20 protein-coding genes and 1 tRNA gene are annotated in these 21,585 nt (G+C 30.7%); 1 reads left to right on the top strand and 20 read right to left on the bottom strand.

The window, feature by feature from the left end:
• Window positions 1–97: 97 nt before the first annotated feature.
• From EDC18_RS01955 to EDC18_RS01925, 7 genes are all read right to left on the bottom strand, one after another.
• The gene (locus EDC18_RS01955) at window positions 98–1,705 is read right to left on the bottom strand and encodes a peptide ABC transporter substrate-binding protein (protein WP_132249721.1); all 1,608 of its coding nucleotides are present in this window, start codon (window positions 1,703–1,705) and stop codon (window positions 98–100) included.
• Window positions 1,698–2,300 carry a dephospho-CoA kinase gene (gene coaE, locus EDC18_RS01950; RefSeq protein WP_132249719.1) on the bottom strand — a complete coding sequence of 201 codons (603 nt, stop codon included), beginning with the start codon at window positions 2,298–2,300 and terminating at the stop codon, window positions 1,698–1,700. The genes EDC18_RS01955 and coaE overlap by 8 nt, the downstream gene beginning before the upstream one ends.
• 10 nt (window positions 2,301–2,310) lie before the next feature.
• Window positions 2,311–4,974 (bottom strand): DNA polymerase I, encoded by a 2,664-nt coding sequence (polA, locus tag EDC18_RS01945; protein ID WP_132249717.1) that lies wholly within the window; start codon window positions 4,972–4,974, stop codon window positions 2,311–2,313.
• A gap of 300 nt (window positions 4,975–5,274) precedes the next feature.
• A complete protein-coding gene (locus tag EDC18_RS01940) occupies window positions 5,275–6,027 on the bottom strand; it encodes an SIMPL domain-containing protein (RefSeq protein ID WP_132249715.1) in 753 nt (250 codons plus the stop codon).
• Complete coding sequence (locus EDC18_RS01935; RefSeq protein ID WP_132249713.1) at window positions 6,024–6,701, bottom strand: anti-sigma factor family protein; 678 nt, start codon at window positions 6,699–6,701, stop codon at window positions 6,024–6,026. Before EDC18_RS01935 ends, EDC18_RS01940 begins: the two co-directional genes overlap by 4 nt.
• 230 nt (window positions 6,702–6,931) lie before the next feature.
• Window positions 6,932–7,540, bottom strand: a complete 609-nt coding sequence (locus EDC18_RS01930) for an anti-sigma factor family protein (RefSeq protein WP_132249711.1) — start codon at window positions 7,538–7,540, stop codon at window positions 6,932–6,934.
• Window positions 7,541–7,557: 17 nt separating this feature from the next.
• Window positions 7,558–8,145, bottom strand: a complete 588-nt coding sequence (locus EDC18_RS01925; RefSeq protein WP_132249994.1) for an RNA polymerase sigma factor — start codon at window positions 8,143–8,145, stop codon at window positions 7,558–7,560.
• 179 nt (window positions 8,146–8,324) lie between these two features.
• Between EDC18_RS01925 and EDC18_RS01920 the strand changes: the two genes are divergently transcribed.
• Window positions 8,325–8,408, top strand: a tRNA-Leu gene (locus EDC18_RS01920).
• Window positions 8,409–8,518: 110 nt separating this feature from the next.
• Here the strand turns inward: EDC18_RS01920 and EDC18_RS01915 are convergent.
• The 13 genes from EDC18_RS01915 to trpC form a co-directional block, all read right to left on the bottom strand.
• Window positions 8,519–8,968, bottom strand: coding sequence for an NUDIX hydrolase (locus tag EDC18_RS01915; RefSeq protein WP_132249709.1), 450 nt, complete (start codon window positions 8,966–8,968; stop codon window positions 8,519–8,521).
• 209 nt (window positions 8,969–9,177) lie between these two features.
• A complete protein-coding gene (locus tag EDC18_RS01910; RefSeq protein WP_132249707.1) occupies window positions 9,178–10,596 on the bottom strand; it encodes a peptidoglycan D,D-transpeptidase FtsI family protein in 1,419 nt (472 codons plus the stop codon).
• Window positions 10,574–11,923: an FtsW/RodA/SpoVE family cell cycle protein gene (locus EDC18_RS01905; protein WP_132249705.1), complete on the bottom strand. Its 1,350-nt coding sequence runs from the start codon at window positions 11,921–11,923 to the stop codon at window positions 10,574–10,576. Before EDC18_RS01905 ends, EDC18_RS01910 begins: the two co-directional genes overlap by 23 nt.
• A 10-nt stretch (window positions 11,924–11,933) precedes the next feature.
• Window positions 11,934–14,318 carry a U32 family peptidase gene (locus EDC18_RS01900; RefSeq protein ID WP_132249703.1) on the bottom strand — a complete coding sequence of 795 codons (2,385 nt, stop codon included), beginning with the start codon at window positions 14,316–14,318 and terminating at the stop codon, window positions 11,934–11,936.
• A gap of 193 nt (window positions 14,319–14,511) precedes the next feature.
• Complete coding sequence (locus EDC18_RS01895; RefSeq protein WP_132249701.1) at window positions 14,512–14,931, bottom strand: cell division protein ZapA; 420 nt, start codon at window positions 14,929–14,931, stop codon at window positions 14,512–14,514.
• 106 nt (window positions 14,932–15,037) lie between these two features.
• A complete protein-coding gene (locus EDC18_RS01890) occupies window positions 15,038–15,595 on the bottom strand; it encodes a winged helix-turn-helix domain-containing protein (RefSeq protein WP_132249699.1) in 558 nt (185 codons plus the stop codon).
• A 211-nt stretch (window positions 15,596–15,806) separates the two neighbouring features.
• Entirely contained in the window at window positions 15,807–16,802 is a 996-nt protein-coding gene (ruvB, locus tag EDC18_RS01885; RefSeq protein ID WP_132249697.1) for a Holliday junction branch migration DNA helicase RuvB, read from the bottom strand.
• Window positions 16,803–16,813: 11 nt separating this feature from the next.
• The gene (gene ruvA / locus EDC18_RS01880) at window positions 16,814–17,422 is read right to left on the bottom strand and encodes a Holliday junction branch migration protein RuvA (protein ID WP_132249695.1); all 609 of its coding nucleotides are present in this window, start codon (window positions 17,420–17,422) and stop codon (window positions 16,814–16,816) included.
• A gap of 126 nt (window positions 17,423–17,548) precedes the next feature.
• On the bottom strand, window positions 17,549–18,139 hold the full coding sequence (locus EDC18_RS01875; protein WP_132249693.1) for a hypothetical protein: 591 nt from the start codon (window positions 18,137–18,139) through the stop codon (window positions 17,549–17,551).
• Window positions 18,140–18,251: 112 nt separating this feature from the next.
• The gene (gene trpA / locus EDC18_RS01870; protein ID WP_132249691.1) at window positions 18,252–19,031 is read right to left on the bottom strand and encodes a tryptophan synthase subunit alpha; all 780 of its coding nucleotides are present in this window, start codon (window positions 19,029–19,031) and stop codon (window positions 18,252–18,254) included.
• Window positions 19,024–20,217, bottom strand: coding sequence for a tryptophan synthase subunit beta (trpB, locus tag EDC18_RS01865; protein WP_132249689.1), 1,194 nt, complete (start codon window positions 20,215–20,217; stop codon window positions 19,024–19,026). Before trpB ends, trpA begins: the two co-directional genes overlap by 8 nt.
• Window positions 20,201–20,809: a phosphoribosylanthranilate isomerase gene (locus EDC18_RS01860; protein ID WP_165878426.1), complete on the bottom strand. Its 609-nt coding sequence runs from the start codon at window positions 20,807–20,809 to the stop codon at window positions 20,201–20,203. Before EDC18_RS01860 ends, trpB begins: the two co-directional genes overlap by 17 nt.
• A complete protein-coding gene (gene trpC / locus EDC18_RS01855; protein WP_132249685.1) occupies window positions 20,799–21,584 on the bottom strand; it encodes an indole-3-glycerol phosphate synthase TrpC in 786 nt (261 codons plus the stop codon). Before trpC ends, EDC18_RS01860 begins: the two co-directional genes overlap by 11 nt.
• Between the last annotated feature and the right edge of the window lies 1 nt (window position 21,585).

Here is a 21,585-nt window from a genome sequence, read left to right as displayed (position 1 = left end):
ACCTTTTGTCTTTTTCAATGAAAAAGGCATAAGGTGAGTAATTTACAAACTTGCTTGCAAGGGTTTGGAAAAGGGCGGAGATACTCCACCCTTTGTGTTATCTACTAATATATAATTCTTCAAAGCCTCTAAATGCATTATAAGTGCTAGGGTTTAACTCCCCATAAACATCTCTATTTAATATAACTGCAGAGCCTCTAAAATACAAACTAAAATATGGCAATTCTTCTTGAATATACCCTAACAATTCATTATATGCTCTTGTAATATTATTCTCTCTATAGGCCCTATAACTTTGACTTAATAAGTTATCCATTTGCTCAGTAGAATAATTAATAAAGTTACGGTTTGATCCTGTATGAAATGCAAAAGTCAAATCAGGAATAGGAGAAAGCTTCCAAGATCCTACTACTAAGTCATAATTGCCTTCACTAAGGCTAGTTGAATAAGTTTCTGAATCTAGGGCATTAATGTTAATGTAAATACCAATGTTTTTTAATTGTTCTTTAATGGCGTCTGCCATTTGAACTTTCACAGAATCATCTTCATTAACAATAAGTTTAAAAGTTAAAGTTTGGTTATTTTCATTCACCAAAACATTTTCTTCATTTGCTGTTATAAAACCACTATTCTTTAGTAATTCACTAGCTGTTTCCGAATTAAATTCATATCTTACAACAGTATTGTTTAACCAAGAATTGGCATGTAGTGGCACATCTATAATGGTTGAAGAATTAAGAAATAACTGTCTGTTCATTACGTCTCTGTTAATACCATATGCAATTGCTTGTCTAATATTTTTATCATTAAGCAAAGGATTGTTAAAGTTAAATCCTATAAAATCATAGAAATATGAAGTATATTCATTTACCTTATAACCTTCTCTCTCTGCAAAGTTTTGCCAGTTAAAAATACTTGGATATATAATATCCACTAAATTTTGTTCAAAGGCTGTTGTATCTGTTTCATCATCCTTAATAATTACGCCTCTTACTGTATCAATGTAAGGATTACCTTTATACCAGTTATCGTTTCTTAGTAAAGTGATTTCTTGCATTGGTACATAACTATCAAATTCATACATACCATTTCCTAACGGTTTAAAGTTCACATCCGAATCGATAGTCATTTTTCCTTCATAATAATGTCTTGGTATGATTGGAAAAAGTAAAGCAAATAAATTTGTTGAAGATGCTTGGTTAAAATAAATTCTAACTTCTAGTTCATTTACTCTAGACATACGGGCTATGTTGTTAATACATCTTTTGTAAACTACTGTACTTCTAGCACTTTGTAATTGATTAAAAGTAAAAATTATGTCATCAGCAGTAATTGGTTCTTCATCATGCCATAATAAATTTTCTCTTAATTTTATATCTATAAAGTTACCTTCATCAGCAATGGTAAAGGATTCTACTAAATTAGGTATTGGTCTTTCATTTTCATCTAAATCAAATAAGGGTTCAAATACCAGTTTAAGAAATTGATCAATGGATCTATCTTCATTTAATATAGGATTTAAAGTTGCTGGAATTCTCACTGGTACATTAATATTCCCCCCAAAATCCGGATCAGGTATTTCTACAACCATTTCTTCTTCTATAATTTCTGGTTCTTCCTCTATTTCAACAGCTTCGTCACAACCTACTAGAAACAATGATAATATTATTAATAATAAGATCAATATATTTTTTGACTTAATCATATTTACCTCCACTTAAGATGTCTTTTATTTGTTGTACAGTCTCATCAATTTCCCCATTATTATCAATTTCATAATTCGCATTTTCTCTGTATTTTTCATCTGATAATTGATTTGATAGTATACTGTTTATTTTTTCGTCTGAATAGTTTCTGCTGTCTTTAAGTCTTTGTTTTCGAATTTCTAAGTCAGTATGAATATACCAATTCTCATCTACTAAATCATCAAATCCAGCTTCAATCATTAAAGGTACCTCTATAACTATATATTGATAACTACCTTCAGACATGGTTTTTAATACTTGATTTTTTATATAATCATAGATAAACGGATGAGTAAAACTATTGAGTTTGTTCAATTTGGTCTTCTCATTCATAACAATTGGTCCAAGTTTTGAACGATCTATTTCTTCCTCTGAGTTCAGAATCTCTTTACCGAAATAGTCTACAATTAGTTGATAACTAGGGGTTCCTTTTTTAATAATTTCATGGCCAACAGTGTCTGCTTTAATAACAAAACTATTAAAATATTTTTCTAGTATGTCAGCAACTATTGATTTACCTGTACCCACGCCCCCGATTAATCCAATTCTTTTCATCTATACACCTCTACTTTGTTTCGTACCAACTTTTTCCTACATTAACATCAATGTCTAGAGGAACACTTAATTCTACAGCTCTCTCCATTTCGCTAATTAAGATTGTCTTAACTTGTTCAATTTCACTATTATGTGCCTCTATTAATAGCTCATCATGAACTTGTAAAATCAAACGTGATTTAAGATTCAGTTCTTTAAGCTTATTATGGACTTTAATCATAGCAATTTTTATAATATCTGCTGCACTTCCTTGGATAGGAGAGTTCATTGCAACACGTTCACCAAATGAACGCTGCATGAAATTCTTTGACTGCAACTCAGGAATAAGTCTTCGTCTATTGAACATTGTTACAGCAAAGCCTCTTTCTTTAGCAAGCCTTATTGTGTTTTCTAAAAAGATTTTTACACTAGGATACTTATCAAAGTAATTATTTATATAAGTATCTGCTTCTTTTCTAGTAATATTAAGGTCTTGGCTTAAACCAAAAGCACTAATACCATAAACAATTCCAAAATTAACTGCTTTTGCATTGCTTCTTTGAAGAGAAGTTACTTCTTCAAAAGGCGTGTGAAAAACTTGAGATGCTGTAAGTCTGTGTATATCTTGGTTGTTTTTGTAAGCATCTATTAATTTATCATCTTGGGATAAATGAGCTAATAATCTTAATTCTATCTGTGAATAGTCAGCATCTACAAAAGAATAGCCTTCTTCTGGCACAAAAACTTTTCTTATCTCCCTACCTAGTTCTAGTTTAATAGGTATATTTTGAAGATTTGGCTCAGTACTACTAATTCTTCCTGTTGCTGTAATGGTTTGATTAAACTGACTATGAATACGATTATCTTCTTGACATATACAGTCAAAAAGGCCATCGGCATAAGTACTTTTAAGTTTAACCAAGTGACGGTATTCTGTTATAAGATTAATAATAGGGTGTTTGTCCACTAACTTTTCAAGAACATCCTGTGCCGTTGAATACCCAGTTTTTGTTTTTTTAGCAGTTGGTAATTCTAACTTTTCAAATAATATTTCTCCCAGCTGCTTTGGAGAATTAATATTAAACGTCTCACCTGCTAAATTAAAAATTTCTTCTTCCAATTCAGTGATGCGTTCTAATAATCTATTTCCATATTCTTTTAATGCATTAGAATCAATTTTAATACCTAATTGTTCCATTTCGTACAGAACTTCTACTAAAGGCATTTCTATATTATAGAATAATTCTTTCATCTTCTCTGTTTCTAATTTTGAATTAAGAACTTCATAGGCTTTATAAAAAATACTTGTTTGATAACAAGCAAAATTCACTAAATCATCCTCTAATATCGTATTCAATAATTTTTTAGTTCTGCCTTTTCCAAGGAGCTCTTCTTCACTTGGAACAAGTAAGCTTAAAAATTCATTTGCCAACTCATCATAATTATAAGTTTCCTTAGATGGATTACATAAATATGCAGCTAAGTGTGTATCAAAAAAACTATGAATATTAAATTGTATGCCTTTATTTTTTACTAGTTGTAGCTGTTTTTTTAAATTGTGCACTACTATTTTTTTGTTATCTTGTAAAAACAACTCATTAATATAACATATTATATCATCTTCTGATATGTCTAGCGATATAGGTATATAGTATGCACTTTCTTCCCCATAGCACAATGAAATCCCTAGTAAACTATCTTGACCAATTAGAGTTATACTTATAACTTCTTGCTCACAGATAGCTTTTTTAATATTTTTAAAATCATCACTGTTTTTGATACAATTAAAATTATCTTTGTTTAAATCTTTTAAATTATTATAATCCACTTCAAAGTTAAACCTTGTTAACAAAGTTTTAAACTCTAATCGTTTAAATAACTTATAAGTTTCCTCATTAAACAAATTGCTTAATTTACTACATTCTAAATCTAAATCTACATCACAATCTACTTTGATTGTTGCTAATTTTTTGCTAAGTAAGGCTTGATCGTAAAACTCTTTTAAATTGTTTGCTGCTCTTGCTGGTTTTACTTTATCTATATTCTCATATGCATTTTCTATTGATTTATATTCTTTTATTATTTTTACAGCTGTTTTTTCTCCAATCCCAGGTACGCCAGGTATATTATCTGATGGATCGCCCATAAGTCCCTTTACATCAATGTACTCTTTTGGGTTAACCTCATATTTAGCAAGCACTTCTTCACTATTATAATTCTCTATTTCCGTCCCGCCTTTTTTGGTTTTAGGAATTCGAATTTTTACTACATCTGTAGCCAATTGAAGTAGATCTCTATCTCCAGAAAGTATGGATACCTCAAGACCCTTTTCTTCTCCTTTAGCCGCAATTGTACCAATAATATCATCTGCTTCAAACCCTGGGCACTCTAATATATTAACCCCCATTGTTTTAAGAACTTCTTTTATAATAGGGACTTGTTCTCTTAATTCATCTGGCATTCCTTTTCTTGTTCCTTTATATTCTTCAAACATTTCATGCCTAAATGTAGGTTGACTAACGTCAAAGGCTACTATGGCATATTCACTTTTCTCTTCATCTAAAATTTTAAATAAAATATTTAAAAAACCATAAACAGCGTTGGTGTGAAGGCCCTCATTGTTAGTCAATAAAGGTAATCCGTAGAATGCTCTATTTAAAATACTGTGTCCATCCACTAATAAAATTTTACTCATTAGATCTCTCCATAACTATATTTAAAGGATTTGTAAAACATTAAATCTTCTAGGTAATTATAACAAATGTATATATTATAAACAAGGTACAATTATACAATTATGATGAATACTTAAGAATTAGGTCGAAGGAACAAAGTAACGTCATCACCTCTAAAAAGTAATGAAGCCCCTTTAGTAACTTCAATTAGTTCTTAGCATATAAAAACTGAGACCCTTTCTACTATAAGAAATAATTCTTAATCTTAATAATAGTAAAGAATCTCAGCTGATTTTCTAACGTTAAACAGTTAATAAGGTTTAATATTCATAAACCACATTTATATGAGCAACTATTTCAAGTTCCCCTGTTTCTACAGGCATTGGAACTGACATTTCTGCACGCTCCATAGCAACTTTATCATAACTGCTATATGCTATAGGTATATTATATGAGCCTTGTTCTGTTACTGACTTTGGTTTTGATACTTTTACACTTAAGGTACTGGCAATTGTTTTTGCTTTTCCTTCTGCATTCTTAATGGCTTCTACTAAAGCTTGTTGATACACTTCATCTGGGTTAGAAATAGTAAATCTAATAGAATTAGCCATATTCACACCAAATTTTACTCCTGTATCAATAATATTACCAACTTTCGTAATATCTCTTACTGTAATTTCAAGATTGTGATTAACCACATATCTGTCAATACTTCTTACTGAATAATCGTTTTTATCATAGATGTACTCAGGGTAAATATTGAAATTTGAAGTTTTAATGTCTTTTTGATCAATGCCAAGTTTTTTTAAGGCATCAATTACCTGATTCATTTTCTTACTATTTTCTTCTTGAGCAACTTTTGGGTCTTTATTTTCTGTCCTTACACCAAGTGTTACATAAGCCATATCTGGTGCCACTTGAATTGCACCTTTTCCTGTTACATTGATTGTACTTTTTGATGATTCAGATGCATCTACATTGGTATTTAAAACACCTGTAGCAATGATGCTTCCGTAAACAACTAATGTTAAAACAGTTACGATAGTAACTACTCTTTTAACCAATTGTTTCATTTTGAACGCCTCCTTTTTAATATATATAAGAATGCTATTAATGATAAGCTTGTCACAATTAAATAAATCACTAAAGAATCTGTCCTATCATTAATATCATTAATATCCATAAAGTCACTATCTAACGCTACAACTTCTGAAGTAATAAAAAAATCGTCTTCAGTAGATTCTGTTTCAAAAGGAACATCTACTTCTAGTGCAACTTTACTTTCCATCCGCATTGCTTTGTCCAATGAATAACTTTCAGGTATCTCTAAATCTATATCTTCCACTACAGACAACATAGCTAGGTTGTTAACCCATTCATCACCAGAATCACCTTTAAAAGTGTTTACATCAAATCCATTTACAAGATGAACAACAAAAAGCATCATTATTAAAGAAGCTGCAGTATACATATACTTTGTAAAAACTTTTTTCTTTCCTTTAGTATCACTAATTTTAACACTAGATATATCTCCAATTTTACACATTAAATCCAAATGAAAACTATTTGGAACTTCTATGTCAACAAAACTTTCTTTACATTTTTTCTGAACTTCACAATACAACTCTAGTTCTTCTTTACAATCCATACACTCATTAAAATGGTTTTCAAACTCAAGTCTTTCTTGGTCTGATAACAAATCATCAAGATATAAGGAGATCAATAATCTAAAATCCAAACATTTCATGTCCTCAGCCTCCTTTCAAGTCTATAATAATTTGACGTATAAAAATATATTTTGTTCCATATAATAAAGGAATTTGAAAAAAATTTTTTATATGCTAGAAAATGAATCTTCTATGTACTAAAAAAGATGTGCAAAAGCACATCTAGTATCCCTATCAAAATGGTAGCCGACTAAGTATAAGGATTTTTCATATATATGAAAAATCCACTGTACCCGCTTAAAACCTATATTTAAGGTTTTGACTTTCTTTTAGCCTTCCGAAGAAGCATATAAACAAACCCAACAACCCCAACAGAAAAAAGCCCACCTAAAATAATATACAATGTATAATGCTCTTCCTTCTCAACTTCCAAAGCTGAAGTCATCATAATCTCCCCAGATTCAAAGGTCTTCATCTCCATCTCTACCTCAGGCAACAAGGTTCTAGCCCCTTCAGCCGTAGTAAAAAAATCAGTTTCTCCCTCTGACTCAAGAGCATCAAAAGCAATTTCCTCTGTACCACCTTTAAAATCTAAAGGATTGTTCTGTGAAAAAATACTTACAACAAGGACAACTAATATAATTGCTGCTGCCGAAGAAATATACGGGCGATAATTGAATCTCTTCTTCTTTTGACTTGTATTTTTAAGTTTTGACATAAGATCCTTATGATAATGTTCTGGCAAGTCTTTTTCATCATCTAAATGACTTAATTCACTCATTAAAAAAGCATAAGTCCTAACTTCTTCTTTGCAACTCGGGCAATTCTCTATATGTTTTTCCAACTCTAACTTCTCAATCTCAGAAAGACTGTTATCCAGATATAAGGAGATTAATGATTGTACTTTATTACAGTTCATAATTTCAGCCTCCTCTATTATTTTACAAACTCAGTTATGCTATCTTTTTTGTTTTCCAAATATAAGTCTTTTAATTTTGCTCTAGCCCTTGATAATCTGGATTTAACAGTTCCTATTGTGCAGTCAAGAATTTCTGATATTTCTTCGTATGAATATCCTTTTATATCTCTAAGTATAACAATCGTTCTATGTTCTTCTTTTAATTGATTTAACAATGCCACCATTTCGTTATTTTTTTCTTTTATTAAAACAGCTTCTTCTGGCGTTTTTTCAGTATCTTCAAATTGTTTATGGACAGTAGATTCACCTAAATCTAATAGTTCGTCCATAGACTGTGTCACCTTGTTTTTTCGTTTTCTTAATTCATCTATTGAAGTGTTTACCGTTATCCTATGTAACCAAGTTGAGAACTTAGAAGAAAAATTAAATGAATTAATGGATTGGTATACTTTAATAAAAACTTCTTGAGATATATCATATGCATCTTGTTCATTATGAAACATCTGATATGCTAAGTTGAATATTTTTTTTTCGTATTTTAATATTAATTTTTCAAAAGCATCCATTTGACCTTTCTGCGCTTTTTTAATCAATGCGTTTTCCATATCAAACACACACAAACACCCCTTTCATCATTAACTAACTTATGCTCTATACATCTCCAGACACACAAGTTTCTCTGAAATGTCTAACCTCCACAAGTATATAAATTAAACTTTTTATTAAAATTCCTGTTGAAATAATTTTATTTATGTGATACTATTTTAAAGCAGTTATTTTTTAAGCGGATGTGGCGGAATTGGCAGACGCAGCAGACTCAAAATCTGCCGGTGGCAACATCGTGGGGGTTCGAGTCCCTTCATCCGCATTTTTTAAATATCTCATAAGAAAACGTATCAGATTATCTGATACGTTTTTTGCTTTTATAATCTTAGTATAACATTTCAATAAATACAATTTCTAGGATCTAAAACTTAATTAAAAGTTTTTGCCTCCCCATAAATTACATCTTCTTAATTCAACATATTCATTGTATGCTCTTTCTAAAATATGTCTTTCATTGCTAAATTTCAATAAATGATAAGCTTCGTGGTATTTATAATATCCTGAATCTACAAAATATTCTTCGCGTTGTGGTTTGCTAAAATAACCATAAGATTTCATAAGGAACCAGTGAACATCTTTAACAATTGTATCACTTGGAGTAGCAAATGAATATTGACTTTTCCCAATATATTTAACTATATTGGCTTTTACACTGGCTTCTTCTTTAACTTCTCTTATAGCCGTTTCTTTAAATTCTTCGCCTTCTTCTACCGTTCCTTTTGGCAAAACCCATCCTTCATATTTATTTCTATAATTCTTATACAATAATAGGATTTTCCCTCGATATATGACCACCCCGCCGCAACTAGTTGCTTCGATCATATAATAGCCTCCTGTAAAACGTATTTGAGTTTCATTATCTTTTCACAGTATACAACTTTTTTATCCATTTTTCAACTTTTATATTTATATTGATATAAAAAATTAACTTTTTGATAATAGAAATTTTTACTCAAATATATAGTCTCTATTAATGATAGGATTTGTACATATACTAATAGGTATACATCCATTATTACACATATAAGAAATTACTGATTTTCAAAATATGCCTCAAGTAGTCTTCTAGCAATGGGTACAGCTGCTTGAGTTCCTGTACCAGCATTTTCAACGACTATGCTTACTACAATTTTAGGATTATCAGTCGGTGCAAAACCAATAAATAGGGAATGTGGCTTTTCATCTTTTCTATGTTCTGCAGTTCCTGTTTTACCAGCTACAGTAAAAGGTAAATTATTAAGACTTCTACCTGTTCCATCTGTGACAACACCAGCCATAAGTTCAGTAATCAGAAATGCATAATTAGGGTTTATGATTCTTTTGTGTTGCTCAGGCATAAATTTTTTAATAACTTTTCCATTATGGTCTTCAATTCGATCAATCAAATAAGGCTTCATCATAATGCCCCCATTAGCAATTGTGGCCGTAATCAATGCATTTTGTAGTGGCGTGATTTCAGTTTTTCCTTGACCCATAACTGTCTCAGGAATACTTTCTAAATTACTATTTACATCTAATTGATACTTACTAATTGAATTTGGTAATGGAAATGGTAATCTATTATTAAACATAAAATTTTCATTGAATCTTTTAAAATCTTTCAGGTCAATTTCTGTACCTAACTGGGCAAAGGTAGTGTTACAAGATACCGCCAATGCTTCTCTAATACCCATTATTCCATGAGCCGTATTGTTAAAACAGTTTATTGTATTGTCGTAGAACACATCTGATCCACTACAAGTGTATTGAAATTCTTCCCAATCTGGATTTTCCATTATATAATGCAGTGCTGTTAATACTTTAAAAGTAGATCCAGGTGGATATAATCCTTGAGTTGCTCGATTAAAAAGAAAAGTTTCTGAAGTATTACCCCTATTTAATTCTGCTAATAAAAATTCGATTTCATTGGGATTAAAATCTGGCTTAGAAACCAATGCAAGTATTTTTCCAGTAGATGGTTCCAATACTACAATAGCACCCTTATTATTCCCTAAACCTTCAAAAGCTATTTCTTGTAAAAGAGGATCCAATGTTGTTACGACATTATTCCCTTTATTTTTTTCACCTATAAATTCATTCCAGATTTGACCAATTATCCCTTCACCAGTTCTAATTAAGTCAAAGTTAGCTAAAGACTCTATGCCTGATTTGCCTTGCGCTGTATAACCAATAATATGTGAAAAAATTCTTCCATAAGGATAAATTCTTTCTGTTATTCCATCTTCTAATTCTACTGTCTCTGCAAGAACTTCATAATTATTACCCAAGATTTTACCTCTAATTACTTCTTCTTCTAGAGTTGTTAATCTTGGATTATAAGGACTAATAATCAGTTCTTCCTTTTTATATCCCGCTAAATAAATCATATTAGCAATAAGCAATACAAATAATCCTATAAAGAGACTTTGAATTCTATTAATATTTTCTTTAGCTTTCTTCTTTTTTATCATTAATATCACCAGATGAATTTTCTATTTTTCTATTATTTATAATTAAAATTCCTTGTAAAACTGCAATCATTAAGTAACTTGAAAACAGTGAGCTACCACCATAACTAACAAAGGGTAGTGTTAATCCTGTTAATGGTATTAATTTTGTTGATCCACCTATGATTGAAAAAACCCTAAAAGCATACGCACAACTAATACCTACCCCAATTTGCATATAAAAAAAACTATTACAATTTCTAGATATTTTAAGACCTACAAAGAAAATAGAAAGCATAATTAGGATTAAACCAATGGCAAAGAAAGCGCCAAATTCTTCAGTTATTGCGGGAAATATCATGTCTGAATCAACTACTGGAATTCTATTAGGCATTCCTTTTCCAAGACCTACACCGAACCAGCCACCAGCCCCTATGGCAAATAAACCATGGGCAATTTGAAATCCTTGATCAGATATATGTGCCCAAGGATTTAACCAAGCCATAACACGTCTTTGAACATGGTAAAAATGGGTATAGGCAATTCTAGATACAATAGATGCGCCTAATAAACCACCAAAAAAATACAACCAATTAGAAGTAGCTACATATAACATTACCATATATATAATAAAGAATATTAATGCTATTCCCAAGTCTTTTTGATAGATTAATATGCTTATATAAACTAATGTAACCATTGAGGTCAATACAACATTTTTAAAAGATTGATCTTTTCTAAACATAGAAGCCACAAAAAAGATAAATACAATGGTAACTAACTCTGATGGTTGAAAACTATATTCACCGATAATAATCCAGTTCTGGGCACCATATATTTCTTGACCATAAAAAGAAACAGCCACAAGTAAAATAAAACCTACAATGGCATAAATCCATTTTATCTTAAAGACAATATATTCAAGATGCAATAGAATAAATGGCACTAAAAAAGTGATTACCCCACTTAGTACACTCCAGTTAAATTGTTTGGCACCTGTATCAAAAGATAGCCTTGTTAATATCATATAACTTATTATTTGGAGATACATTATATTATTCAATAACATTCTTGAGGCATCTTTATAAAAGCGATTGTAAAAGAAAAAGAATAAAACAATAAAACCTACTTGCTGTAAATATAAAAACACTACTTCTAAATTCAAACTTTGAAAAAATACTATTAAGAATCCCATTAAATGAGACAAATATATTATTATTCTTTGACTTCTGCTTGTTCTATTGTTAATGGCTATATTTTTATCTGTATACCCTTTAACATTTGTATATATAAATAAAATCATCAAAAACAAAAAAAGGTACATGGACGCTGTTGTATAAAGACTTATCAATTTTCATCACCTACTCTACACCTCTTAAAAAATGCCCTCTATTAAAATCTACTAAATCTAATCTTTCCTCTTTATTATATTTAAACACATTTACATAGCTTTTAATGATTCTTTTCACTTCATCATTTTCTTCAAAAGTAAAATGAAGCCTTATATTATTAATTCCCATTTCATTTGTTTTTTTCAATTGATCTAATAACATAGTAGGGCTGCTATTGTAAATGGTATTATAACAATAATTGCAATTGGACTTTATTCTAAATTCTTTTTTGTACCGATCGATAATTCTGTTATCATTGCTATTTTTATGACATCCATTCACATTTTTAATGACACATTGATCACTAACCATAAGTGGTAGATAACCATATGCAATTAAGTCATAACGCTCTAATGGCAATTCAGACATTTCCTTATAATGTAACTCTGGTGAAAGGGTATATCTTGAAACATCTAGTTGTTCCCATTCATCCACAGCATAATTATTAATAGCATAAAGGTTATAATCTAAAATCAATTCTTTACTACTATCTTCCAAATCATAATACTGACCAAGGGTTTTAATAACAAAGCCGTCTATATGAGATTTTTTTAAACTCTCTATAAACTTTGCAAAGGATTTATTAGTGGCTTTTCTATAAATATGTGGCATGAGCAGATAGATTTTTTTCTTGTAACTATGGGCTGCATTAACAAGACTTAATAGTTCCCCTAAATCACTAGGCCCAGCCTCTACATATATACTATCAACACCCTCTGCTTCCACACCAATTAAAGCTTTCTCTAGATTATCAAAGGCAACAATAAGGTTTTTTTTCTTTTCATTATTTGTAACAAAAGCTTTCGTAAAAGATGGTTTAGTCATTTCTTTACTTCTTTTGTAATCCTTTAGAATTTTTACTTCCAGTTCTTCTAATAAATCTCTTCTTTGTTTATTGATTACGCTAATAGGAATAAATATATCTTCATCCATTTGGACATCTAATGTGTCAATATTAAAAAGGGTATTCCCTGTTTTCTTTACTTGTTCCTCTATTTTTTTCATAAGCAAAGGTTGGTTTTTAGCTTTTTCAACTATTGGACCAGTATTTGTAAGGATGTAATTATCATAAGCAACACTCATATACAATGGTTTATCTTTTTTACAAACAATGGAACCTTCAATGTTTACTTTTTTGTCATTCTCAATAAACCTTTCTTTTAGATTCTTGATAAGAGCCATATTTTTAGTTCTATACGCCACTAAATTAAGAGGATCAACTGAAATTTGTTTTTTAAGCAAAAAGACAATGCTACTGCCCATTTTTGTATCATTTTCAATTTTTAGTTTTTCTTGAATATCCGTTGTTTCTCCTATTTCAATTACATCGTCTTTATTGACGTCTTCACTTAAGGTAACAGTAATTTTAGATTTACTAACTTTAGTGACCTTACCAATAGGATTGCCTAAATGTTTTGGCTTATCAATGGCTAGCATATCTTCATTATGTTTTCCAAGATAGTAACCTTTTGAAAAACCACCCCTATTAAAGAGCTCTAATAATGTATCTATATCCTTATTAAGAAAGTTTTTATTAATAGAACCTTTTTCAATATATTCATCTATAACTCTTCTGTAAATATTGGTGACACCTGATACATATTCAGGCCCTTTCATTCTTCCTTCTATTTTAAAGGAGTCAATTTTCCTATCAATTAATTCTGGAATAATTTCTAGGGTATTAATATCTTTTGGACTTAATAAATATTTGTTCTTAGATTCTCTACTTGGTAGTGCATCAGAGTTTAGTGTATAAGGGAGACGACAAGGTTGTGCACATTTGCCTCTATTACCACTACGTCCACCTAGAATACTGCTCATTAAACATTGCCCCGAATAACAATAACAAAGAGCACCATGAACAAAGGTTTCAATTTCTATATTGGTTTTACTTTTTATATCTTCAATTTCTTCTAAAGTCACTTCCCTAGCTAATACCACACGTTGTAACCCAAGATTTTTTAATACTTCTAAGTCTTTGTAATTATGAGCATTCATTTGAGTACTCCCGTGTAATGGCAAATCTGGAAAGCTTTGCTTTAAGAAATTTAAAACACCAAAATCTTGAAGGATCACACCATCTAACCCTTCTTTATAATATGGCAGTACATAATCGTACAAAGATTCAATTTCATTATTTTTAAGTAATGTATTAATGGTTAAATATATATTAACACCATGTATATGGCAATAATTAATTGCTCTTTTTAATTCTTCTTCATCAAAGTTCGTTGCATATGCTCTAGCACTGAATAGTTTCCCACCTAAATATACAGCATCTGCTCCAGCATTAATAGCGCCTCTTAAACTCTCAAATGAACCTGCTGGTGCTAATAACTCAGGTTTTCTAAACATAAAATTCTCCTTATCTATTTGTAAAATTTATATCGTCATATAATTTCTTTACATTTATTATTATTATATATTATAACCCATTTGGAATATTATAGAAAGAAATCCTAATTTATTTAATAAATATTTAAAAAAAGGGTAATATCTATAAAGTTTTTTGATGTCCTTTATAGATATACCCTCTATATAATCGTATTTACTCACCAAATGTATTGATGTATTCATCTAACTCAGCTTTGTATTTGTTCAGTTCTACTTCTAATCTATTTATTTCAGAATGTAATTTGCCTACAACAGCTTCTAATTCTTCAGATCGGAGCCTTTCGCTAATAACTTCTTGTTCTAAGGCAGTGATTAATTCTTCATTCTTCTCTATAATAGAATCTTTTCCATCTAATTGATTTTTTGCTTTAAAATAATCGTCTGCAATATTTAGGGCCAATAATATTTCCCAAGTCTGAATATTCAACTTTCTAGTGCTGTCGAGTTCTTGTAGCTTCATTTTTTTATTATGTATATACAAAGCCACTTTTTGCATATATTCTTCAGACTCATCACCACTTAAAGTGTATACTTTACCACCTATTAAAACTTCAATATCTTTCTTAGGCGACATAATAACAGACCCCCTTACAATTTTTTATATTATAACACATATTTCACCGTATACCAATCGTAAAATATGGGTATTACTGACTTCAGATAAGAAGTTACAACAGTTTTTAGAGTGCCGAAGTCACTCTGTTCTTCTGATGCCTGTCCCAATCTAGTAGAATATTATAAATGCCTTCTTTTTTTATAACTTTTTTATCCATTTGTGCATGCCATATTAATACGATGGTATTGCTGTCTATATGCTTTGGCAATTCATTTATCACTTTATAGTCAATTTTATGTACTCTACTTGCTTCTATTAAGTTCATTTTAACCAATCTGAAAATATTGTTTTGTTCACCATAAAGTAATATATTGTTCTTTCCCTCAATAATTAAAGTATTAATACATTCCTTAATGTCTGACTTGAAGCTGGTAATGATATCATAGCTCGTTTCTATTAAATTGGAATAGCACTTTGCTTTATATACTTTCCCTTTTATTGTAATTAAATAATTAATAGATCGTGGATTCTCCTGAACAACATTAATAAACCCTTCATAAATCAATTTTTGCAAAGCATTATTGATGGTGCCTAATGCAAGTCCTGTTTCTTTTGAAAGTTCTCTTTGGGTAATTTGTCCATTTTCTTCGATTAAGCTTAGTATCTGTAATTCCCGATCCATATATTTTCACCACCAGTTCAATTAGTGAACAGTATCTATATATAGTTTAATTAAATAGTCGTAATTTGTCAATATTTCTTTATAATAATTATAGTTTTTTATTATTATTTATATAAATAAGTATTTATGGGAATTTAGATAATAATTTATTAAAAAACATTTAAAGCAAAAAAACTTTCACTAGGGCAGTGAAAGTTAGTTGATTCAGTATTTATTCTATTTCTATACCAAAATGCTTATAGGCTAAAGGGGTAAGCATACGACCTCGAGGCGTTCTATTGATATACCCTATCTTAATTAGAAAAGGTTCATAAACATCTTCGATTGTTCCGCTGTCTTCTCCAATAGAAGCTGCTAATGTGTCTAACCCAACAGGACCTCCATTAAATTTATCCATCATCGCTTTTAGCATTCTACGATCTATTTTATCCAATCCCATTTTATCTACTTCAAGTAAGTTAAGGGCATCATCTGCCACTTCTTTATTTATTGAACCATCGTACTTTACTTGGGCATAATCTCTCACCCTTTTTAATAATCGGTTGGCTAATCTTGGTGTGCCTCTAGAGCGTCTTGCAATCTCTTCTGCACCAGTATTATCAATACATACATTTAGAACTGTTGACGACCTTTTGACAATATCTGTTAATTCTTCTGTAGAATATAATTCTAATCTGTTAATAACACCAAATCGATCTCTTAAAGGAGATGTTAATAACCCTACTCTGGTAGTAGCCCCTATAAGAGTAAATTTAGGCAAATCTAATCGAATTGATCTTGCAGCTGGGCCTTTGCCAATAATAATATCAATAGCAAAATCTTCCATTGCAGGATACATCACTTCTTCCACTTGCCTATTTAGTCTATGTATTTCATCTATAAAAAGGACATCTCCTTCTTGTAAATTATTAAGTATAGCTGCCATATCTCCTGGTTTTTCTATGGCCGGTCCTGAAGTAACTTTAATATTAACGCCCATTTCATTAGCAATAATACTTGCTAATGTTGTTTTGCCAAGACCAGGTGGACCATATAGTAAGACATGGTCTAAGGATTCATTTCTCAACTTTGCAGCTTCTATAAATACCTTCAAATTCTCTTTTACTTTAAACTGACCTATGTAGTCACCAAACATTTGAGGTCTTAAATGATTCTCTATTTTATTATCTTCATCAATTAATTCTGTTGTAATAAATCTCTTTTCCATTTAGATCACCTTTAAAATAAAGATAGTTTTTTTAGAGCTTCTTTAATTATATACTCTACTTGTGTGTTATCATTAATTTCTATATCCTTGACAGCTTTTACCGCCTCTGTACTTGTATATCCAAGTGTGGTTAATGCTTGAATAGCCTCTGTTTTTATATCTGTTGGTATAAAATCATTTGAATTAGATTCTACTTCTTTATGAATTAAAGTATCACTGATACTTAATTTATCTTTTAATTCAAGAATCAATTTTTGTGCTGTTTTCTTGCCTATACCTGGTGATTTTGAAATGGTTTTAACATCGTCTGCAATAACTGCAAATCTTAATTCATCTGGGGTAACCGTTGATAAAATACCTAAAGCACCTTTTGGACCTATGCCACTAACAGTAATAAGTAGTTTAAAAACTGTTAAGTCATCCCTAGTTAAAAACCCATACAAGGACATAGCATCTTCTCTAACATAAAGGTATGTATGTATCTTTATATCATTGCCAATGGTAGGCAATTGAGATATAACAGAAAGAGGTACTCTAACTTCATAACCAATATTATTGCTTTCTATAATAATGATATCCTCTATAATATCATTTAAAATCCCTTTAATAAATGCTAACATAAAATCACCCCTGTATTTAAGAACACTTGTTCAAATTATACTTGATATTGGTTAAAATTACAAGGACAACTTCAATAGTTAGGAACGATGGCAAAAAAACTAGGAGAATCCCCTAGTTTTATAGAACTAATTTAAATAATCTCTATTACAAGTCTCTACATCGTAATTACTAAACTCAATATTTGTTTCTTTAATAAACTTCATAATTTTAACTAGAACCACTATAGTTGCAACAAAGTATCCGATTAAAAATAATAGCCCTATTAATGGGATGATCATTAAAACATAAATCACTAACATTGCAAGCTTAAGAAACAGATATGTTTCCCATAATTTTTGTGCTCCACTACTTATGCCATTTTTTTCCATTCCTTTAGCCATATCTATAATGCCATAAAACATGCAATAGACTACATATAGGTTTAATCCAACATAGACAATGGTTAATAATGCACTTAGGAACAAAGCATTATTGAATACAATCCATTGTTCTGTTGCAGGTGGTTCATAAATAGTAAATATGGATAAAAAAATTAATGGAATAGTAAAATTAAAGCCTTTTTTAAAGTGAATACTTTTTGTCATAAGAGTTTTAAATCCCCATGCTAAAAGACAATACCCTACAATATCCGGTATTAAGCTTACACCTTGTATTCTGAAATTAAGCATTATAAATAAAAATGCCCAGTAAAACTTATTAAATCCCTGATTATACATTTTAATTCCCCTTATCTAAATTTATATTGAACATAATATATTATTCAATCACATAACTTAATAGAATTATATCAAATATTCTATTTTAAATAATAAGGGCTCATAACTAAACTTATAGATTATCTTTAAAATTCCTAACCCAGTGAATTGCGTTCTCAATATTACTTTCATTTTTCATTATTTCATTTATAAAAGCAGAGCCAACAATAACCCCATCAATAACATTGTTTAATGGCTTTACATCTTCTGGTTTAGTAATACCAAAACCTAACATTAGCGGTAACTCTGTATGACTTTTCAGAGTTGTTAAAAATTCTGACAACCCATTATGAAAGGCATTTTCTTGTCCCGTTACCCCTAATGAAGAAACACAATATAAAAACCCTTTTGCCTGATCAAGTATGTAGGGTAGTCTTTTTAGTGAAGTTGGTGCCACCAATTGAATATTAATCAATTCATCTGTTTTCAAAAAAGCTTCTAATTCATATTGTTCTTCTAATGGTAAATCAGGTATAATCAATCCATCTACTCCTGCTTCTATACAATCATTGACAAATTTTTCTAAGCCATAGTGTAAAACCGTATTATAATATAGCATCAAAATAATAGGCACATCACATTCTTCTCTTACTTCTTTAACAATCTCAATAACTTTCCTATGAGACATGCCATTGGCCAATGCTCTAGCACCTGCAACTTGAATAACGGAGCCATCAGCAACAGGGTCTGAAAAAGGCACCCCAATTTCTAATACATCTACTCCTACTTTTGCCTGTTCAAGTACTAATTCTTTTGTGGTTTTGGCATCAGGATATCCCGCCATTATATAAGTAACAAAAGCTTTCTTATTCTCTTTTTTTAATATTTCCAGCCTATTAACAATCCTATTCAACTTTCTCACCTTCCTTATCTTTTAGATAATCCCCTATTGTATGAACATCTTTATCACCACGACCTGATAAATTAATGACTAAAATCTCATCTTTTTTCATCTCTTTGGCTTTTTTAAGCCCATGGGCTATTGCATGAGAGCTTTCAAGGGCTGGAATAATCCCTTCTTTCTTACACAATAACATAAAGGCATCAACAGCTTCATCGTCTGTTATTGACACATAACTAACTCTTTTACTGTCTTTAAGGTAGGCATGTTCTGGTCCTATTCCTGGATAATCTAGTCCCGCAGATATAGAATGAGCAAGATCCACATTGCCATTTTCATCTTGTAATAAATAACTTTTCATACCATGTAAAACACCAATCTGACCTTTAGCTAGGGAGCAGGCATGCTCTTTTGTATCGATACCTTTTCCTGCTGCTTCAACGCCTATTAATTCAACATCATCCTTAAGCATTGGATAAAAAATACCCATAGCATTACTACCTCCACCTACACAGGCAATAACAGCGTCAGGCAATTTGCCTTCTTGTTCCATGCTTTGACTTTTAGTCTCTTCTCCAATAATCTGTTGAAAACATCTTACCATCTTAGGATACGGATGTGGGCCTACAACTGAACCAATTATATAAAAGGTATCCTCTACATTTTTTGCCCAAGCACGAATGGCTTCACTTGTTGCTTCTTTTAAAGTCTTACTCCCATTAGAAACCCCTTGCACTTTCGCCCCTAGTAATTCCATTCTAAAGACATTAAGGGCTTGACGACGCATATCTTCTTCTCCCATATAAACAGTACATTCCATATTAAAAAGGGCTGCCCCTGTAGCTGTTGCAACGCCATGTTGCCCTGCTCCTGTTTCGGCTATGATCTTTGTCTTACCTAAACGTTTGGCTAAGAGCAATTGTCCAATAACATTGTTGATTTTATGTGCCCCTGTATGATTTAAATCTTCTCTTTTAAGGTAAATTTTTGCTCCACCTACATATTCTGTTAACCTGCTTGCATAATACAATGGACTTGGACGTCCCACATACTGAGCAAGGTAATAATTGTATTCCTCCATAAAGTCTTTATCCTTTATCGCTTCTTCAAGGGCTTCATCTAATTCTTTTAAAGTTTGCATCAATGTTTCTGGCACATACTGTCCACCAAAAATACCAAATTTACTGTTCATTTCCATAATTTTTCACCTTTCTTACAAATTCTTTTATTTTATAAGGATCTTTGCCTTTGTCACTTTCTACACCTGAACTTACATCTACAATTGTCGGTTTAATCTTATTGATGGCTTCAATAATATTATCACTATCTAATCCACCTGCAAGGATTAATTCAGAATTGATTTGAATATCACTTAGAACTTGCCAATCAAATGGCTTCCCACTTCCAGGGGCGCTCCCATCAAAAACATATCCAATAATTTTTTCGTCATATATAATATTCCCTAATGATTCTTTGTCCTTAACTGAAATGGCCTGCCATATGGGCATATTAATATGTTTTATTGTTTCTTCTTTTAAAGAACCGTGCCATTGAAGAATATCAAACCCACCTTGGAGGATTTCTTCTAATAATTCTATAGGAGGTTCTTTTACAACGGCTACTGTTTTTATATTATTATTAAGATTGGCTCTTAAATTCATAGAATCCTTTACACTTACTTCTCTTTTGGACTTAGCAAATACAAATCCTACATAATCTATATTGAATTCATTTAATACAGGAATTTCTTCCTTTTTTGTTATACCACATATTTTAATTTTAGGATTCAAAATGCTCTTTCCACTCCTTCACCAATTGATCTGGATTTTCTGTTTCCATTAAAGATCTTCCCACTAAAATACCATTAATATTTAATGTTTTTAAATACTCTATATCTCTAATTGTACTAATGCCACTTTCTGATACAACCAATCGATCATTTGGTATGAGAGGTCTCAGTCTTTTTGTCGTTTCTAAACTTATGGAAAAATCTTTAAGGTTTCTATTGTTAATGCCTATGATTCTATTGTTTGTAAGCAATGCTTTATCTAAGTCCTCTTCATCATGTACTTCTAATAACACTTCTAAATTAAGACTTCTTGCCAATACATTGAACATAATCAATTCATCTAAATGCAATGCTGCGGCAATGAGTAAGATGGCATCCGATCCTATTGTTCTTGCTTCATATATTTGATAGGTATCCACTATAAAATCTTTTCTAAGAATTGGTGTTCTTGTTCTTTTACGTACACTTTCCAAAATCGTAACACTTCCATTAAAGTAATCTTCTTCTGTTAATACAGAAATAGCATCAACAGCGTTTGTATATTTATCCACCCTATCCTCTAAACTAAGCTGGACTTGTAATGGACCTGTTGATGGAGAAGCATTTTTAATTTCACCTATGACAGATAAGCCTTGTTGACTTATGGCATTATAAAATTTATTATCCTTTTCAATACCCATTTTTAATGCTCTCTCTTTTATTATCTCAAAAGGTATATCCCTCTTTACTTCTTCAATTCTTTTTTTCTTTTTTTCTATAATTTCATCTAATATCATT

The sequence above is a fragment of the Natranaerovirga pectinivora genome (genome assembly GCF_004342165.1).
Taxonomy (GTDB): Bacteria; Bacillota; Clostridia; order Lachnospirales; family DSM-24629; genus Natranaerovirga; species Natranaerovirga pectinivora.
This window is presented reverse-complemented; position numbering and strand designations above follow the sequence as displayed.

Bases quoted from the DNA above. Each gene is read 5' to 3' on its own strand.
- EDC18_RS01955 (WP_132249721.1), bottom strand. From the start codon at position 1,705: ATGATTAAGTCAAAAAATATATTGATCTTATTATTAATAATATTATCA.
- coaE (WP_132249719.1), bottom strand. From the start codon at position 2,300: ATGAAAAGAATTGGATTAATCGGGGGCGTGGGTACAGGTAAATCAATA.
- polA (WP_132249717.1), bottom strand. From the start codon at position 4,974: ATGAGTAAAATTTTATTAGTGGATGGACACAGTATTTTAAATAGAGCA.
- EDC18_RS01940 (WP_132249715.1), bottom strand. From the start codon at position 6,027: ATGAAACAATTGGTTAAAAGAGTAGTTACTATCGTAACTGTTTTAACA.
- EDC18_RS01935 (WP_132249713.1), bottom strand. From the start codon at position 6,701: ATGAAATGTTTGGATTTTAGATTATTGATCTCCTTATATCTTGATGAT.
- EDC18_RS01930 (WP_132249711.1), bottom strand. From the start codon at position 7,540: ATGAACTGTAATAAAGTACAATCATTAATCTCCTTATATCTGGATAAC.
- EDC18_RS01925 (WP_132249994.1), bottom strand. From the start codon at position 8,145: ATGGAAAACGCATTGATTAAAAAAGCGCAGAAAGGTCAAATGGATGCT.
- EDC18_RS01915 (WP_132249709.1), bottom strand. From the start codon at position 8,968: ATGATCGAAGCAACTAGTTGCGGCGGGGTGGTCATATATCGAGGGAAA.
- EDC18_RS01910 (WP_132249707.1), bottom strand. From the start codon at position 10,596: ATGATAAAAAAGAAGAAAGCTAAAGAAAATATTAATAGAATTCAAAGT.
- EDC18_RS01900 (WP_132249703.1), bottom strand. From the start codon at position 14,318: ATGTTTAGAAAACCTGAGTTATTAGCACCAGCAGGTTCATTTGAGAGT.
- EDC18_RS01895 (WP_132249701.1), bottom strand. From the start codon at position 14,931: ATGTCGCCTAAGAAAGATATTGAAGTTTTAATAGGTGGTAAAGTATAC.
- EDC18_RS01890 (WP_132249699.1), bottom strand. From the start codon at position 15,595: ATGGATCGGGAATTACAGATACTAAGCTTAATCGAAGAAAATGGACAA.
- ruvB (WP_132249697.1), bottom strand. From the start codon at position 16,802: ATGGAAAAGAGATTTATTACAACAGAATTAATTGATGAAGATAATAAA.
- ruvA (WP_132249695.1), bottom strand. From the start codon at position 17,422: ATGTTAGCATTTATTAAAGGGATTTTAAATGATATTATAGAGGATATC.
- EDC18_RS01875 (WP_132249693.1), bottom strand. From the start codon at position 18,139: ATGTATAATCAGGGATTTAATAAGTTTTACTGGGCATTTTTATTTATA.
- trpB (WP_132249689.1), bottom strand. From the start codon at position 20,217: ATGGAAATGAACAGTAAATTTGGTATTTTTGGTGGACAGTATGTGCCA.
- trpC (WP_132249685.1), bottom strand. From the start codon at position 21,584: ATGATATTAGATGAAATTATAGAAAAAAAGAAAAAAAGAATTGAAGAA.